Below are 16,040 nucleotides of genomic sequence, written 5' to 3'. Positions count from 1 at the left end.
CAAGGGGTGCGAATGCGGCTCAGTTATGTGCCACCACCATGCAGTCCATGCCCTGGGCACGCAGGCTATGGCAGGCGGAATGCGCGTCGCTCTCCTGCATGTCGACCAAGCGGGCGCGGAAGACGCGCTGATCCCCTCCCGACTCGGCCACCGAAACCCGCACGTCGCTTAGCAAATTGGCTAACTGATCGGCCGCGCGCGAAGCGAGGTAGCGGGCCTGATCGGCGTCGCTGAAGGCACCGACCTGTACGGCCCAGCTACCGCCGGAGCGCTGCTGTGGTGCATCGGCCTGAGCGATCAGAGCACGGATCGGATCGTCAGCGGACCCCATCTCGATCCCCACCTCGGATTGGAAGGAGTAGCGCTGCTCCGAATCGCCACTGGGCGCCTGAGCCCGCGACTCCGGAGCGGCCGCCAGCTGCTGCGCCGAAGCGGGCGGGCTATCCGGCAGCTCCATGCGATCGCCCAGCACGTCGGCGCGGGCGATCCAGTCGCCTCGCTGCAGCATGGAGAGGCGGGCGAAGCCACGATCGAGCAGGTCAGACATGTGAGTATCACGCGAGGCGGCGGTGAAGCCGCCCATCACCACCGAGACGATACGCCGATTGTCGCGGATCGCCGATGTCGCCACGTTGAACCCCGAAGCGCGAATGAAACCGGTCTTGAGACCGTCGGCACCGGGATAGTTGCGCACCAGCCGGTTGTGGCTGGTATGGGTGGTGCCGCGGTAGGTGAAGCTCTGGGTGGAGAAATAGTGGTAATACTGGGGGAAATCCTGCATCACGCGAATCGACAGGGTGGCCATGTCTCGGGCCGTGGTCACCTGGGCGTTGTCCGGCAGGCCCGATGCATTGCGGAATACGGTACTGGTCATGCCCAGCTCCTGGGCTCGCTGGGTCATCATGCGCGCGAAGCCGGACTCGGTGCCGCCCAGCGCCTCGGCCACCACCACCGCGACATCGTTGGCGGAGCGCACCACCAGCGCCTTAATGGCATCCTCCACCGCAATGGAGCTGCCCGCCGCGAGCCACAGCTTGGAGGCAGGCATCGAGGCGGCATGAGACGATACCGGCAACGGCTGGCTGAGATGCATGTTGCCGCTCTCGAGCGCCTCGAACAGCAAGTAGAGCGTCATCATCTTGGTCAGCGAGGCGGGGTAACGGGTGGCGTCCGCATTGGCGGAGTGCAACACGTCGCCGCTCTCGACATCGATCACGATGGCCGCATAGCGGGGGTTGGCCTGTGCCGTGTCAATGGCCAGCAACTGAAAGCAAAACAAGAAAAAGACGGCCACACCGAGGTAGTGTCGGTTGTAGGAGCGCATGACGAAGACCTCTGGTTCCCTTATGATTCCCTGTAGCCCGATTCTAAAGCGGACCTAGGCTCAGTATGGCCATTAACGGAGCGGTTTACAGCCGGAATAGCGAGTTTTTTTGCATATATTCCGGCAGCTTCCATCAAAATTCCGTTTATTAATCAACTGGAATAAGATCCGCCGCTAGACGGTACTGCCGGGGGGCTCCCAGGCCGGAAAGGGGTCGGGCAGGCTGACCCAGCCCGCAGGACCATCCGCCAGTTCGGCAGCGCCGACCAGACACTCGTCCAGCGCCTGACGTATGCGTGCCTCGTCGAGGTTCTGCCCGATGAAGACCAGCTCCTGGCGCATGTCGCCAAAAGGCTCCTCCCACTGCTCCATGATATAGGCCCGGCTCTCCGCATCCTGGGGCCAGCGCGACTCGGGTACCGCTTTCCAGAACATGCCGGCGAAGCCGTAGTGGGCAATGCCGCCCGCCTGGCTCCACTGCCCGGCGAACTGCGGCCGCGTGGCAAGCCAGAAGAACCCCTTTGAGCGCAGCAGCTTGCCGCCGAACCAGTCGCCATGCAAGAGGTCGTGAAACTTCTGCGGATGAAAGGGCCGCCTGGCCCGGTAGACGAAGCTCGAGATACCGTACTCCTGGGTCTCGGGCATGTGTTCGCCGCGCAGTTCCTTGAGCCAGCCCGGCGCCAGTTGCGCCCGCTCGAAGCTGAAACGACCGGTATCGAGCACCGCATCGAGCGGCACCTGCCCATGCACCATGGGAATCAGCTCGGCATCGGGATTGAGCGTGCGCAGTATCGCCATCACCTCGGCCAGCTGTGAGTCGTCGATCAGGTCGGTCTTGCTGATCAACAACACATCGCAGAACTCGATCTGATCGACCAACAGGTCGGCGACGTTGCGGTGGTCCTCCTCTCCCAGGCTCTCGCCCGCCTCGGCCAACGATTTCGCCTCGTGGTACTGCCCCAAAAAGTTGGCGCCATCCACCACCGTGACCAGGGTATCCAGCCTCGCGACGCTGGAAAGGCTCTGCCCTTGCTCATCCTCGAAGGTGAAGGTTTCCGCCACCGGCAACGGCTCGGAGATACCCGTCGACTCGATGACCAGATAGTCGAAGCGGCCTTCTCGCGCCAGTCGGCTCACCTCTACCAGCAGATCCTCGCGCAGCGTGCAGCAGATGCAGCCGTTGCTCATCTCGACCAGGCGCTCCTCGGCACGATTGAGGGCAACCTCGCCCGCCTGGTCGCCGGGACCGCCTCGCACCATGGCGGCATCGATGTTGACCTCGCTCATGTCATTGACGATCACCGCCACGCGGCGCCCTTCGCGGTTGGCCAGGATATGGTTGAGCAGGGTGGTCTTGCCGGCCCCGAGGAAGCCGGACAGCACGGTGACGGGCAACAGGGCATTCGTCATCATTGATCTCCTCGCGATTTGCTGTAGTGATGCTCGCGCTGCTCCTGGCGCTCCTTGGCCTCCAGGCACAGCTCGGCCGTAGGCCGCAGCAGCAGGCGCGGCAGGCCGATGGGCTGCCCCGTCTCGGCGCAGTAGCCGTAGTCGCCCTCTTCGATGCGTCTCAGCGCCTGGCGAATCTTGCGCAGCAGACGTGTCTCGCGATCGGCCTGACGCAGCAACAGGCGCAACTCCTCCTCCACCGCGGCGCGGTCGAGCTCATCGCCGCTGCGTTCGTTGTCGGCCACGGCCTTACGAACTTCTTCCAGATGCGCCTCCACTTCGGCCTGCTCGGTCAGCAGGCGAGCGTGAAAGAAGAGCAACTGCTCCTCGTTCATGTATGTCTCTTCAGGCATGGCCAGCAATCGCTGCGCCTCAGGATCGGCCTGCATGGAACTCCCCTCTAAAAAATTTATGTTATAACATATCATTTGAGCCACACACACCCACTTCCACGCTTGCTTGCTTTACCGGCGTCGAATCAGGCAATTCCTTGCCCGCCGGGCGGGACAACGGTCCACACCACGACGCCAGCGCTCGAAAAGAGCGCTGGCGTCGTGGTGTCTTCAGGCTTGGGCTTCAGGATGGTTGAGCGCTCAGGCGTCCCCGCATCGCCCCGCCCGCCTTACGTTGGCCAGCAGCAGGCTGCCGGTGGCGGGGTCGGGGATCAACGTGCAGTCGATGCCGTAGAGCCGGCGTACCAGCTCGGTGGTGACCACTTCGCCGGGCGGGCCGGCGGCAATCAGTTGTCCGCTGCGTAGCGCCAGCAGATGGTCGGCATAGCGACAGGCGCTGGCAAGGTCGTGCAGTACCATCACCACGGTGCGGCCGTCGGCAGCGAGCCTTCGCACCAGCTCGAAGACTTCGATCTGGTGGCCGAGATCGAGCGCCGAGGTGGGCTCGTCGAGCAGCAGCAGCGGCGTCTGCTGGGCGATAGTCATGGCGATCCAGGCGCGCTGGCGCTGGCCGCCCGAGAGGGTATCGAGAGGCCGACCCGCCAGTTCGCTCACGTCGGCCGCGGCCAGCGCCTGGCGAACGACCTGCTGATCTTCCGCCGACCACTGGCGCAACCAGCCCTGGTGCGGCTGGCGGCCGAAGCGCACCAGTTCGGCCACGGTGAGCCCTTCCGGAGCGATGGCCTCCTGGGGCAGCAGCGCCAGGCGGCGGGCCAGTTCCCGCGCCGGCAACTGCTGGATGTCTCTGCCGTCGAGCAGCACGGTCCCCTGCTTGGGCGCGTGCAGCCGCGAGAGGCCGGCCAGCAGGGTCGACTTGCCGCAGCCGTTGGGCCCGACGATGGCGGTGACCTCTCCCGCCGGCAGGGTGAGTGCCAGGCGGTCGATAATGGTCGCACGGCCGTGGCACAGGGTCAGGTCGCGGGTGGCGAGTTCGTGTTGCGTCATGCCAGGTTCCTCGAAGCCGGTCGCAGCAGTATCCACAGCAGCCAGGGGCCGCCCACCACGGCGGTGACGATGCCCACCGGGATCTCGATGGGGCTGAGCAGTATCCTTCCTGCCAGATCGGCCAGCACCATCACCAGCGCCCCCGCCAGCGCCGACGCGACCACCGGCACACCGCGCGGCGACGAGAGGGAGCGGGCGATCTCGGGGCCGATCAGGCCGATCAGCCCCACCGGGCCGGCCACGGCGACGGCAAGCCCGGTGAGCAACACCGAGACCGCCAGCACCTGCCAACGGCGCCGCGCAACGCGCAGGCCAAGGCCGGATGCCACGGCATCCGAGAAGCGCATCAGGCTGAGCGCGCGGGTGAGCCAGAGGGCGGCGCCCAAGCCGAGTGACAGGCCGACGGCGAGCAACATGACGGCCCCAGCGGGGCGGGCATTCAACGAGCCGACCGTCCAGGGGTAGGCGGCATTGGCGGTGTCGATGTGCACCTTGGCCAGCAGCAGCTGCGTGATGGCGCCGAACACGGCGCCGACCCCGATGCCGGCCACGATGAAGCGGTAACCCCGAACGCCGCCACCCGCGGCCAGGCCGAAGGTGAGGGCAGCCGCGGTGGTGGCACCCGCCAGGGCCATGGCCGGCGGCGCCAGGGAGACCCCCAGGCCGATCACCGAGGCCACGGCGAAGGCGGTGGCGCCGTTGTCGATACCGATGATGCCCGGCGTGGCCAGCCGGTTACGCGCCAGCGTCTGCATCAGGCACCCGGCCACGCCGAAGGCGGCGCCGGTCAGGCAGGCAGCGGCCAGACGCGGCAGGCGCAGCTCCTGCACCAGAAATACGGCCATCATGTCGCCGCGCCCCACCAGCGCCGCCGGCACTGCCTGTGGCGGCAACGGGCTACTGCCCATGGCCAGGTAGGCGAGCGATGCTGTCAGCAGCGCCAGCAACAGGATCAGGGCGGCGACGAAGGCACGTCGATCGATCAGCAGGCTGTAGGGTAGGCTGCCGCCGGCCGCCTGCCACGCCAGGCGCCAGTGCCCCGGGGGAGCGACGATATCGCCCGCTCCCCGCTCGCATCGTTCTGTACCGGGCCTCTGCCGCGCCTGGCTTTCGGCTGATACCTCACGCCACATGGGGCGTCTCTCCCTTCCCATATTCATCACTCAGAGGGACGGCATGCGGCGCGCTCGCACCACGGCCACCAGCACCGGGGCGCCACACAGGGCCGTGATCACGCCCAGCGGCATCTCCGAGGGCGCTACCAGCAAACGCGAGACGATGTCGGCCGTGATCACCATCAACGGCCCCAGCGGCAGACAGAACCACAGGGTACGTCGGATGTCGGGGCCAGCCAGCGCCCGGGCGGCGAACGGCACGACCAGGCCGATGAAGGCGATGGGACCGGCCGTGGCGGTGGCCGCGCCCACCAGCAGCGCCACGACCACGATCACCAGCAGCCGAATCAGCCCCGGGCGGTGACCGAGGCCGCTCGCGACCCGCTCGCCAAGTGCCAGGGCCGCCAGGGGGCGGGCCACGGCGATCACCAGCCCTCCAGCCAGCAGCAGGCTGGGCAGGATGGCAACGAGATGCTCGAGGCGCCGCCCGGCCAGGCTGCCGACGATCCAGAAGCGGATCTCGTCGGCGGCGCGCTGATCGAACAGCAGCAGCAGCGAGGTGAGCGAGAGCAGCAGGCCCGTCAGCGCGGCCCCGGCCAGCACCAACCTTACCGGGTCGTTGCCGGCCCCGCTGAAGCGGGCGACGCCCAATACGCAAAGACAGCCCACCATGGCACCGAGCTGGGCCACGCCGACCCGCAGCGTCGTTGCCGTGGCTCCCAACAGCAGCGCCAGTGCGACGGCAAAGGCCGCCCCCGCGCTGACGCCAAGCAGCCCCGGTTCGGCCAGCGGGTTTCGTGTGACCGCCTGCAGCAAAGCGCCAGCCACGCCAAGCGAGAGTCCCACCACCAGCCCGATCAGGGTACGCGGCAAACGCAGCGAGCCGAGCACGAACCTGGCCTCGGCATCGCCCTGCCCGGCCAATACGGCAAGCGCCCGTACCGGACCGACGTCACCGGCCCCCAGCATCAGGCTGGCCAGGCAGGCCATCACCAGCAGCAGCATGAGGCCCGCCAGCCTCAGAGTGAGGCGGCGGGCCGAAGCAGCGCCCGAGCGGGTAATCGCGTCCATCAAGGCGTCAACGCGGCGTCTAGCTCGTCGAGGATCGCCAACGCCGCCAGCGGGCCGGAGGCACTCGTCCACAGTTGGCCGTCGACCGGTACGACCCGATCGCGAGCCGCCACGTCGAGCCGGACGAAGGCGGGCGACTGCCTGGCGGCTTCCAACGCTTCACGCCCCTCCTCGTTGAGCGTGGCCAGGAACATCCAATCGGCTTCGAGGCGCGCGAGGTTCTCGAGGCTCAGGGTATCGCTGTGCGGCCTGCCTTCGCTCGTCAAACCGGCATCGTGAATCGCCACTCCCGAAGCGCGCAGCAAGCCGGCGGTGAAGAGCTGGTCGGACATGACCATGGGGCCTTGCGGCATCCAGCGAACCACCACGGCGCCGGGGCTCTCGTCGCCAGCCTTGTCCTCGGCTATCTCGGCGGCCCGCGCATCCACCTGCTCCAGGAGCGCTTCGATTTCCGCCCCGCGCCCCAGGGCCTGGGCATACAGGCGTGTTTCATCCCGCCACAGCTCGGGGTCGAGCCCCTCGGACAGCGGCACCACGGTAGGGGCCATGCGCGAGAGCAGCCGGTACTGCGCCTCGGAGAGCTGCGGCGGGGCGAGGATCAGGTCCGGCTCGAGTGCCAGCACGGCTTCGAGATTGATCTCGCGCACAACGCCGACAATGGCGGGGCGCTCCTCGCCGAGATGGGCCTCGATGTAGCGGGCCACGCCGTCGCCGCCGCGCGTGGTCACGGCCCCCAGGGGCGTGATGCCGACCGCCAGGGCAGTATCGAGGGCGCCTTCATGCAGGGTGACCACGCGCTTGGGCGTGTCGGGTAACGCGACCTCGCCGAAGGCTGTGTGTACGCTGCGTGCGGCCCAGGCGGTAAACGGCAGCATAAGCACGGTTACCAATAGAAGTGACGAGCACAGCGTGCCGAACCAGTGTTTCCCAGCGTTCATACCAGCCTCTCAGGACCCAAGATTTAATACGAATTATTATCACAAAGGATTGCGCCAACGCACTACGCAACGCTGCGTTGCATGGTTCGCAACGAGAACACCTCTAACAATAATAGTTTTCATTAACAACAAGGTCGAGATAGACTGTTGCGATTGATGCAACGTATTCGGTAACTCACCATGTACGACCTCGACGAACTGCTCGCCTTCGATCACGTGATGCGCTCAGGCAGTATGACCCGTAGCGCCCGTGAGCTTGGCTTGGTCAAGTCGACCCTAAGCCGACGTATCGCTCATCTCGAACGCCAGCTGAGCCAACCTCTGCTACGCCGACAGTCGAACCGGCTGCTGCCCACCGAGGCCGGCCATGCCTTTCACGTCTACTGCCGACAAATCCTCGAGCTTGCCGAGCAGGGCCGACAAGCACTGCAGGAATTGAACGCAGAGGTCAGCGGCGAACTGCACGTGGTGGCGCACAACGCCTTGGCCAGGAGTTGGCTGTCCGCTCGCCTCACCGCGTTCATGGAGTGCCATCCTGCGGTGCGCCTCACTCTGCTGACCTGCACCGCTCCCACCCTGACCGCCGACAGCCAGGCCCTTACCGTATGGCTGGGGGAGGTGCGCGGCAGCGAGCTGCGTCAGGAAGTGCTGGGTTGGCTCCATCGAGGTCTGTACGGACATCCCGACTACTTCGTGCGTCGCGGCTATCCGCAACACCCCCGTGAGCTGGTACGGCACACCTGGATCGACCTGCTCGGCGAAACCGAGCAGGGACTCACCCTCACCCACCGTGAGAAGGGCAGTGACTTCCACTTTCACCCACCCGAGTCACGCTTGCGCGTCGACCAGCAGATGCTGCATGGCGACGCACTCGCCCACGGCCATGGCCTGGGCCTGATGCCCGACTGGCTGGCACAAGCTCGAGAACGCGCTCACCCCGGCTCGTTGGTGCGCTGCCTACCGGAGTGGGACGCACCGGCCGTACCGGTGACGCTTTTATATCCGTATGGCTTTCGACCGCGGCGTCTGAGTGCCCTGCTCGCCTTCCTGCGTGAAGCGTTACCGGACGCATGGCAACCAAGCCCCGTCCCACAACTCAACCCCATGGCCGATGGGCGAGACGAAAGCGTTGCCGGCCGCGCAACGCAACGTTGCCCATCCACCCCCTGAGCAAAGGGAACTTCCCGCACTAGAATCATCTGCGCTTGATAATCAATATCATTAAAAATATTCATGTCAGCAGGTGATCTCATGCTTCATGTCCGTCGCTCCGCCCTGGCCGTCGCCGTTGCCAGCGCGCCGCTCGCTTTCACTGCACAGGCGCAGGACAGTTCCCGCCTCGATAGCATCGTGGTGACCGCCTCCGGCTTCGAGCAGGCGCTGCAGGATGCGCCGGCCAGCATCTCCGTCATCACCCGCGAGGAGCTGGAGCAACGTCGCTTCTCCAATATCGCCGAGGCGATAGCCGACATTCCCGGAGTCGACGTACGCTCGGGCACCGGCAAGACCGGCGGGCTGAACGTGAGCATTCGCGGCATGCCGAGCGACTACACCCTGATCCTGATCGATGGACGCCGCCAGAACACCTCCGGCAGCGTCACTCCCAACGGCTTCGGCGAAACCGCTACCAGCTTCATGCCACCGATGTCGGCCATCGAACGTATCGAGGTCATTCGTGGCCCCATGTCGACCCTGTATGGCTCCGACGCCATGGGCGGCGTAATCAACATCATTACTCGCCCGGTCAGTGACACCTGGATCGGCAGCGTCTCTATGGACACCACCTTCCAGCAGGATCGCGATGCGGGTAATTCGCAGGGTATCAACCTCTATACCTCCGGCCCCCTGGTCGATGACGTGCTGGGCCTGCAGCTGCGAGGCCGGCTGTTCGATCGCGACGCCTCCGAGCGGATGATTGCCGACAGCGCCGCCCGCGACCCGCGCCCGACCGAGGCCCGTATCTACTCGCTGGGTGGACGCCTGACACTGCGCGCCAATGAGAGCCACTCGCTGTGGCTGGACGCCGAGCGCGCACGCCAGGTCTACTCCAATGAAGACTGCCGCCTCGGTACGCTGGACGGTACCAACCGCGCGAATTGTGCCCCACAACCGGGTCAGGTCTGGGGCTACGAGGATGAGCTGCGCTTCAATCGCGATCAGCTTGCCTTCGGCCACACCGGGCGCTTCGAGGCTGGCACGCTGGAGAGCAGCCTCACGCACAATACGACCGAAACCCTGGGTCGCACCCTGCCGGCGGGCAGTGCACCGGAGTACGGCTACGAGGCTCAGGGAGGAGAGCCACGGCTGCTGGAGAACCGCGATATCGTCTTCGATACCAAGTACACCCTGCCGATCGACCGCCACATGGTGACGGTGGGCGGTCAGTACATCGATGCCCGACTGGAAGATGGCGCAGCGGGCGACCAGGCATTCGAACAGCAGAGCTGGGCGCTGTTCGCCGAGAACGAATGGTGGCTGCGTGACGACTTGGCGCTCACCCTGGGCGGTCGCTACGAGCATCACGACGCTTTCGGCGGCCACTTCAGCCCACGTGGCTACCTGGTGTGGAACACCACCGACCACTGGACCCTCAAGGGCGGCGTGAGTCGAGGCTACAAGACGCCGACGCTCAACCAGCTGCATGACGGAATTACCGGTTTCGGCAATCAAGGCCAAAGCGTCACCATCGGTTCACCGGATCTTGAACCGGAAAAGAGCACCAACTACGAGTTCGGTGCCATTTACGACAGCCTGGATGGGCTCACGGTCAGCGGCACGGCCTTCTACAACCGCTTCACCGACCGCATTGCCGAAGGCGCGGAAATCCCCAACTGTCTGCACCCGGACGGCAACGTCCCAGGCTGTATCGCCGTCGGCAACTTCTCGCAGCAAACCGGCTTCTCCCGGCTGATCAACATCGACGAGGCCAGAACCCGGGGCATCGAAGTGGAGGCTCGCTATCGCTTCGCACCCGACTGGGAGGTGCGGGGCGGCTATACCTACACCGACACCGAGATCACCTCCGGTGAGCAAGAGGGTCTATTGCTCACCAATACACCCAAGCACAAACTCACTGCCAGCCTGGGCTGGGACGTGACGGACAGACTCAACACCACGCTCGAGGGTGAGTTCTACTCTTCAAGGGAGCGCTTCACAGACGGCGTTCCTGCAAGCGGGCAGAACCTGGCCATGTATGAACAAGTGGGCAACAAGCTGGATGGCTACGAGTTGTTCCATCTGCGTACGACCTATCACATCACCGATCAGGTACGCCTGACCGGCTCGATCTACAACCTGTTCGACAAGGACTTCAGCAAGGCCGACAGCTACGAGTGGCAGGGCGACACCTATCAGGCCTATCGCTACACCCAGACGGGACGCGCCACCGATGGCGTGGCTCTGGACGGCCGCAGTTTCTGGCTCTCCGCCACCTACGAGTTCTGACCGAGCGTTCTGCTTACCGTCCTGCATCGTCAGCTTAGCCCCGGCTCTGCCGGGGCTGTTTCTGGGGCGCGAGCGACATGACGGTTGGCAACTCCATCAGCACGATCGAATGGCACTACCTCGCCTCAACGGCTCCTGTCGATCCTCAGCGTTACCGAATAGCGGTAGTCACGCTCCAGCATGCCGAAGGAACCAAGGCTCGCGTGGGGCGTGGTCACCCGCAGATACCAGGTACCCGCCTCGAGCTGGTGCGCAATGCGGAAGTTGCTGTTGCGACCGCTGTTCCAGTCACGCACGACGAGCTGGCCGTCGGCATCGAGCAGTTGCCCGGCCGGCGCCACCACGCCCGTATCGCCGGGGAAGGTGTGGCTCTCCAGCACCACGCGGGCAGGAGCACTCAGGGTAAAGGTGAAGTAGCGATGACCTGGCGTCATCACTTCGTAAGGCTGGCCGGGCACCAGCTCGGTGGCGGTGTCACGCGGGTCGCCCATGCCGGCGCAGCCGGCCAGCAGAAGGATCAGCGACAGGCAAAAGACGAAGCGCTTCATGACAGACTCCTTTCCGGTTAAGCCAGCCCCTATGTCACTCAGCCTAACCCCAACAGGCGCTCCACGCCCAGCCAGATCAGGCGCAGCGCCAGCAGTGTCAGCGTCCACTTGAAGAAGAAGTCGAAGCGATGATCGGTCACCCGGTGCAGCAGGCGCAGCCCCAGCCAGGTGCCGACGAAGCCCGCCGCCACCATGACCAGCATCAGCCCCAGCCAGTCACGAAAGACGAAGCCGGCGAAGCCGAAGATGAACGCCTTGGTCAGGTGCTGCAGCGTCATGCAGGTGGCGAAAGTGGACACCCGCGGCAGGCGCTCGCTCAGGCCGAGCTTGATGAACGAGGCCACCATGGGGCCGCTGGCCCCCACCAGGCTGGAGAGCAGGGTAGTAAGAGCGCCGGCAACCACGGTACCGGTGCGCCCCAACGCTCGCTGCGGCAAGCCGGGCCCCCAGCAGGAGTAGAGCACGAAGGCAGCGATACACAGCTCCAGCACGCCATAGGGCAGGCGGATCAGCAGCCAGGCCGCCACCACGGCGCCAACGATCACACCGGGAAAGAAAGCCGCGACGATATCACGGCGGATATGCCGCCAGGTCATCAGCGCCCGGCCACCGTTGGAGCCGAGCTGCACCATGCCATGCACGGGAATCAGCGCCGTGGCCGGCATCACCTGGGCCATGGCGATGATCAGCAGCGTGCCCCCACCGATGCCGGCCGCCGCGGAGAGCGCCGAAGTCATCACGGAAAGCAACACCAGGCCCAGGTTGGCCCCGGCCGACAGCGGCGAGAGCAGCTCCAGCATCAGTCTCGATGCCTCATGGCCGAGCCCGTTTTCATGCCAAGGGAGAGGAACAGCGGTGACAACATGTTAGTTTCTCTATCAAGCGCTTGCGGGAAACCACGAAAGCCAGAATTACCTAAATAATGCTTTTCAGCGCCATATCGACTGCTAGCAGTTGCATTTGTGGTAAGGAACCCGATTCTTGGGAAACCACTCGGATAGTTTTTGCTTCGCCGACAATAACTGCAAATGCCGATACAAGGGAAGCCACCCCATGACATTGCTGACGACCCGAGTCGCCCCGGAGTGGGTCGACTACAACGGACACATGAACGATGCCGAATATGCCAGGGTGTTCTCGCTGGCGGTGGATACGCTGATGGAGCGGATCGGGCTCGATGCCGAGGGACGCGAGCGCCTCGCCTATACCCTCTTCACCCTGGAGACCCATCTCTGCTACCGGCGCGAGGCCCACCAGGGACAGGAACTGGCCGTCGAAGCCCTGCTGCTCGACCGCGATGCCAAGCGCCTGCATCTGTTCTTCACCATGCACGATGACGACGGCGAGCTGCTCGCCACCAGCGAGCAGATGCTGATGGGCATCGACACGGATAGCCACCGCCCCGGCCCCTTCCCTCCTGCCGTGCTCCAAGCCATCGAGACCTTGCCGCACGCAACAACTGGCAACTGGCCCCAGGCTGCCGGGCGACGCATCGGCATTCCGCACCGTTGAGCAGGAGATCAGCCGTACACCGTTTTTCCGTCATGGCAAAGAAAAAGGGAGGGAAAGTCCCTCCCATTCAATGGCCTTACGTACCGAACAGACGGAAACGCTACAGACAATCAGTTTGAGCCTTCGCCCCCATCGTCACCCTGATACGCCCCGGCCTGCTCGATATCACTCTGGCTATAGGGCACGATCATGATCCACTCCGGATCGATCCAGCCAAGGTCGGTAGGAATCCAGTAGCTGTCGGTATCCATGCCATCCGGATCGACGATGGCACTGGTGACCTGATTCTGCTCGTTCACCACCAGATCCTCGACTTCCGCATACGCCGCGCCTTCGACTTCCACGCCCATGCCGAGCATGTTCAAGGCACTATACTGATCCTCACCGATCAGCTCCTGCGGTGAGCTTGCGACCGGCTGGTCGCCGAATTCAGAAGGCTGTTGGGCTATCGAAAGCAGTACATCGCTGGGCTCGAAGCGTAGCACCGGCCACTCCACGGTGCGAAAGCCCCGGTCCACTTCATTGCCGTTGGAATAAACCAGCAGCGACTCGACTCTACCCTCGGCATCGAGTAGGACGTCAGCCACTTCACCGACTTCGGTCTTCTCGCCCGCGATCACGTCGTCGCCGAGCAGTTGACTCATCGTCCATGTCGATGCGGGGTCGCTGCGCTGGTTCTGCCAGTCATCCAGATTGCCGGGAGCCGCCAACGCCGTGAGAGGCAAGGCAGCGACACAGAGCGGAATATAGCGCTGTAAAACTGTCATGGCTCTCCTCCTGACTTCCTTGGGTTGAGAAACCGGACCTTCAAGGCAGGCCACCTACGCCTACCGTTCGACTGCAGCACGCAATCCTTACCCTCCATGACGAGCGTAACCGCAGCTTTTGTCGTTCATGCCTCCAAGGGCATGAGCATCTTACCCAGCAACGTAGAAATGGGAAGAAAGTGCGTCAACCGGTGCTAGTCGAGATCACAAGCCCCATCTTCCAGCCCGCCGATGATTACGGCGTTTCGCGAGGCTGTCGCTCAGCGCTTTTCAGAAAATGTACACTGATGTACATTTAATCGACCTGAGTGTCCAGCCGCGATAAAAAGGTCAAGACCACCGCAGGGCACAAGCGCAAACACCAGCTCACGAAACCGGCAGACAATAAAGAGAGGGAGAGCCGACCATGACCAACGACCCGCTGCTGCAGCCCTTTCAGCTCAAGCACCTGACGCTGAAGAATCGGCTCATGATGACCTCCCACGAGCCGGCCTATCCCGAAGACGGGATGCCCAAGGACCTCTACCGGGCCTACCACGTCGAACGGGCCAAGGCTGGATTGGGACTGACCATGACCGCCGGCTCCGCGGCGGTGGCCAAGGACAGCCCGCCGGTGTTCAACAACGTCCTCGCCTACAAAGACGAGGTGGTGCCGTGGATGCGCGAACTCGCCGACGCCTGCCACGAGCACGGCACCGCGGTGATGATTCAGCTCACCCACCTGGGCCGACGCACCCGCTGGGACAAGGGCGACTGGCTGCCGGCGGTGTCGGCCTGCCACCGCCGCGAGCCGGCCCACCGCGCCTTCCCCAAGCAGGTCGAGGAGTGGGACATCGAGCGCCTGATCCGCGACTACGCCGACGCCGCCGAGCGCATGCACGCCGCCGGCCTCGACGGCATCGAGCTGCAGGCCTATGGCCACCTGATGGACCAGTTCTGGTCGCCGCTGACCAACACCCTCGAGGCGCCTTACGGCGGCGACCTGGATAACCGGCTGCGCTTCACCTTCGAGGTGCTGCGGGCCATTCGCCAGCGGGTCGGTAATGAGTTCATCGTCGGCGTGCGCTATACCGGCGACGAGATGCTGCAAGGCGGGCTAACGGCCGAGGACGGCATGGCAATCTCGCGGCGCCTGAAGGAGAGCGGTCTGATCGACTTCCTCAACGTGGTGCGCGGTCACATCGACACCGACGCGGGTCTCACCGACGTCATCCCCATCCAGGGCATGCCCAGCGCCCCGCACCTGGATTTCGCTGGCGAGATCAGGCGCCAGGTCGATTTCCCCACCTTCCACGGCGCCAAGATTCAGGACGTGGCGACGGCGCGCTACGCCATCGCCTCGGGCAAGGTCGACATGATCGGCATGACCCGCGCTCACATGGCCGACCCGCACATCGTGCGCAAGATCATGGAAGGGCGTGAGGAGGAGATCCGCCCCTGCGTCGGCGCCAACTACTGCCTCGACCGCATCTACCAGGGCGGCGCCGCCTACTGCATCCACAACGCCGCCACCGGGCGCGAGACCACCATGCCCCACACCATTCCCAAATCAGAGCTGAAGCGCCGGGTGGTGATCGTCGGTGCCGGGCCGGCAGGGCTGGAAGCCGCCCGCGTCGCCGGCGAGCGGGGCCATGACGTAGTGGTGCTGGAAGCCGCCAGCGACGCCGGTGGCCAGGTGCGCCTCACGGCGCAGAGCGAGCGGCGCCGCGAGATGCTGGGCATCATCGACTGGCGCCTGGCGCGCTGCGAGGCGCTCGGCGTCGAGATACGCTACAACGTCTGGGCCGAGGTCGATGACGTGCTCGCCGAAAAGCCGGACGTGGTGATCGTGGCCACCGGCGGCTACCCCATGGACGACCAGCCCGAGGTCGGCAGCGACCTGGTGGTCAACACCTGGGACATCCTCTCGGGTCACGTGGCGCCAGGCAAGCGGGTGCTGCTGTTCGACGATGCCGGCGACCATGCCGCCATGCAGGCCGCGGAGATCATTGCCGCGAGCGGGGCCGAACTCGAGATCATGACGCCGGACCGCACCTTCTCGGCGGAGATCATGGGCATGAACCTGGTGCCCTACATGCGCGCCCTGCAGCGCCCCAACGTCACCTTCACCCCGACCTACCGGCTGAAGTCGGTAGCGCGCGACGGCGGCGAACTGCTCGCCAGGCTCACCAGCGACTACGTATCGCCGGGCAAGCAGGACCTGGACCATGAGCGGCGCATCGATCAGGTAGTGGTCAACTACGGCATCACGCCGATGGCGGACGTCTATTTCGAGCTGAAGCCGCATTCCCGCAACGGTGGCGAGGTGAACTACGACGACCTCATCGCCGGCCGGCCCCAGGCGGTCGTGCGCAACCCGAAGGGCAGCTTCCAGCTGTTTCGCATCGGCGATGCCGTCGAGCCGCGCAATACCCACGCGGCGATTTATGATGCGTTGCGACTGGTGAAGGATATCTAGACGGAGAAAATCAGCTG

General features: G+C 64.8%; 14 protein-coding genes. 4 read left to right on the top strand and 10 right to left on the bottom strand.

Translation table 11 applies throughout. The annotated features are described in order from the left end of the window. Positions 1 to 19: 19 nt before the first annotated feature. From KPL81_RS16465 to KPL81_RS16435, 7 genes are all read right to left on the bottom strand, one after another. The gene (locus tag KPL81_RS16465) at positions 20 to 1,324 is read right to left on the bottom strand and encodes a D-alanyl-D-alanine carboxypeptidase (protein WP_219793102.1); all 1,305 of its coding nucleotides are present in this window, start codon (positions 1,322 to 1,324) and stop codon (positions 20 to 22) included. A 174-nt stretch (positions 1,325 to 1,498) separates the two neighbouring features. Further along, entirely contained in the window at positions 1,499 to 2,734 is a 1,236-nt protein-coding gene (gene zigA / locus KPL81_RS16460) for a zinc metallochaperone GTPase ZigA (protein WP_219793101.1), read from the bottom strand. Next, positions 2,734 to 3,162, bottom strand: a complete 429-nt coding sequence (gene dksA / locus KPL81_RS16455; protein WP_219793100.1) for an RNA polymerase-binding protein DksA — start codon at positions 3,160 to 3,162, stop codon at positions 2,734 to 2,736. The genes zigA and dksA overlap by 1 nt, the downstream gene beginning before the upstream one ends. 204 nt (positions 3,163 to 3,366) lie before the next feature. Further along, the gene (locus tag KPL81_RS16450; RefSeq protein WP_219793099.1) at positions 3,367 to 4,170 is read right to left on the bottom strand and encodes an ABC transporter ATP-binding protein; all 804 of its coding nucleotides are present in this window, start codon (positions 4,168 to 4,170) and stop codon (positions 3,367 to 3,369) included. Continuing rightward, on the bottom strand, positions 4,167 to 5,303 hold the full coding sequence (locus KPL81_RS16445; protein ID WP_219793098.1) for a FecCD family ABC transporter permease: 1,137 nt from the start codon (positions 5,301 to 5,303) through the stop codon (positions 4,167 to 4,169). The genes KPL81_RS16450 and KPL81_RS16445 overlap by 4 nt, the downstream gene beginning before the upstream one ends. A 30-nt stretch (positions 5,304 to 5,333) precedes the next feature. Next, positions 5,334 to 6,290: a FecCD family ABC transporter permease gene (locus KPL81_RS16440; protein ID WP_219793204.1), complete on the bottom strand. Its 957-nt coding sequence runs from the start codon at positions 6,288 to 6,290 to the stop codon at positions 5,334 to 5,336. Positions 6,291 to 6,355: 65 nt separating this feature from the next. Further along, positions 6,356 to 7,231: an ABC transporter substrate-binding protein gene (locus KPL81_RS16435; RefSeq protein WP_219793203.1), complete on the bottom strand. Its 876-nt coding sequence runs from the start codon at positions 7,229 to 7,231 to the stop codon at positions 6,356 to 6,358. Between the two features lie 243 nt (positions 7,232 to 7,474). Between KPL81_RS16435 and KPL81_RS16430 the strand changes: the two genes are divergently transcribed. Both KPL81_RS16430 and KPL81_RS16425 read left to right on the top strand, forming a co-directional pair. Continuing rightward, entirely contained in the window at positions 7,475 to 8,464 is a 990-nt protein-coding gene (locus KPL81_RS16430; protein WP_219793097.1) for a LysR family transcriptional regulator, read from the top strand. A gap of 81 nt (positions 8,465 to 8,545) precedes the next feature. Further along, positions 8,546 to 10,738 (top strand): TonB-dependent receptor domain-containing protein, encoded by a 2,193-nt coding sequence (locus KPL81_RS16425; RefSeq protein WP_219793096.1) that lies wholly within the window; start codon positions 8,546 to 8,548, stop codon positions 10,736 to 10,738. Positions 10,739 to 10,863: 125 nt separating this feature from the next. Here KPL81_RS16425 and KPL81_RS16420 read toward each other — a convergent pair whose 3' ends face one another. Then, positions 10,864 to 11,286 (bottom strand): PPC domain-containing protein, encoded by a 423-nt coding sequence (locus KPL81_RS16420; RefSeq protein ID WP_209475590.1) that lies wholly within the window; start codon positions 11,284 to 11,286, stop codon positions 10,864 to 10,866. 38 nt (positions 11,287 to 11,324) lie between these two features. Then, on the bottom strand, positions 11,325 to 12,086 hold the full coding sequence (locus KPL81_RS16415; RefSeq protein WP_219793095.1) for a sulfite exporter TauE/SafE family protein: 762 nt from the start codon (positions 12,084 to 12,086) through the stop codon (positions 11,325 to 11,327). Positions 12,087 to 12,339: 253 nt separating this feature from the next. Here KPL81_RS16415 and KPL81_RS16410 point away from each other — a divergent pair, with 253 nt between their 5' ends. Continuing rightward, positions 12,340 to 12,798, top strand: coding sequence for a thioesterase family protein (locus KPL81_RS16410; RefSeq protein WP_219793094.1), 459 nt, complete (start codon positions 12,340 to 12,342; stop codon positions 12,796 to 12,798). A gap of 110 nt (positions 12,799 to 12,908) precedes the next feature. Here KPL81_RS16410 and KPL81_RS16405 read toward each other — a convergent pair whose 3' ends face one another. After that, positions 12,909 to 13,565 carry a PRC-barrel domain-containing protein gene (locus KPL81_RS16405; RefSeq protein ID WP_219793093.1) on the bottom strand — a complete coding sequence of 219 codons (657 nt, stop codon included), beginning with the start codon at positions 13,563 to 13,565 and terminating at the stop codon, positions 12,909 to 12,911. 406 nt (positions 13,566 to 13,971) lie between these two features. On the opposite strand from KPL81_RS16405, the gene KPL81_RS16400 reads away from it, so the two are divergent. Then, positions 13,972 to 16,023: an NADH:flavin oxidoreductase gene (locus KPL81_RS16400; RefSeq protein ID WP_219793092.1), complete on the top strand. Its 2,052-nt coding sequence runs from the start codon at positions 13,972 to 13,974 to the stop codon at positions 16,021 to 16,023. The last annotated feature ends 17 nt before the right edge of the window (positions 16,024 to 16,040 follow it).

It is taken from the genome of Billgrantia antri, assembly GCF_019430905.1.
In the GTDB taxonomy this organism is placed as follows: domain Bacteria; phylum Pseudomonadota; class Gammaproteobacteria; order Pseudomonadales; family Halomonadaceae; genus Halomonas; species Halomonas antri.
Note: the sequence above shows the minus strand (reverse complement) of the source record. Positions and strands in the feature narration are given on the sequence as shown.

Bases quoted from the DNA above. Each gene is read 5' to 3' on its own strand.
- KPL81_RS16465 (WP_219793102.1), bottom strand. From the start codon at position 1,324: ATGCGCTCCTACAACCGACACTACCTCGGTGTGGCCGTCTTTTTCTTG.
- zigA (WP_219793101.1), bottom strand. From the start codon at position 2,734: ATGACGAATGCCCTGTTGCCCGTCACCGTGCTGTCCGGCTTCCTCGGG.
- dksA (WP_219793100.1), bottom strand. From the start codon at position 3,162: ATGCAGGCCGATCCTGAGGCGCAGCGATTGCTGGCCATGCCTGAAGAG.
- KPL81_RS16450 (WP_219793099.1), bottom strand. From the start codon at position 4,170: ATGACGCAACACGAACTCGCCACCCGCGACCTGACCCTGTGCCACGGC.
- KPL81_RS16445 (WP_219793098.1), bottom strand. From the start codon at position 5,303: ATGTGGCGTGAGGTATCAGCCGAAAGCCAGGCGCGGCAGAGGCCCGGT.
- KPL81_RS16440 (WP_219793204.1), bottom strand. From the start codon at position 6,290: ATGCTGCTGCTGGTGATGGCCTGCCTGGCCAGCCTGATGCTGGGGGCC.
- KPL81_RS16435 (WP_219793203.1), bottom strand. From the start codon at position 7,231: ATGCTGCCGTTTACCGCCTGGGCCGCACGCAGCGTACACACAGCCTTC.
- KPL81_RS16430 (WP_219793097.1), top strand. From the start codon at position 7,475: ATGTACGACCTCGACGAACTGCTCGCCTTCGATCACGTGATGCGCTCA.
- KPL81_RS16425 (WP_219793096.1), top strand. From the start codon at position 8,546: ATGCTTCATGTCCGTCGCTCCGCCCTGGCCGTCGCCGTTGCCAGCGCG.
- KPL81_RS16420 (WP_209475590.1), bottom strand. From the start codon at position 11,286: ATGAAGCGCTTCGTCTTTTGCCTGTCGCTGATCCTTCTGCTGGCCGGC.
- KPL81_RS16415 (WP_219793095.1), bottom strand. From the start codon at position 12,086: ATGCTGGAGCTGCTCTCGCCGCTGTCGGCCGGGGCCAACCTGGGCCTG.
- KPL81_RS16410 (WP_219793094.1), top strand. From the start codon at position 12,340: ATGACATTGCTGACGACCCGAGTCGCCCCGGAGTGGGTCGACTACAAC.
- KPL81_RS16405 (WP_219793093.1), bottom strand. From the start codon at position 13,565: ATGACAGTTTTACAGCGCTATATTCCGCTCTGTGTCGCTGCCTTGCCT.
- KPL81_RS16400 (WP_219793092.1), top strand. From the start codon at position 13,972: ATGACCAACGACCCGCTGCTGCAGCCCTTTCAGCTCAAGCACCTGACG.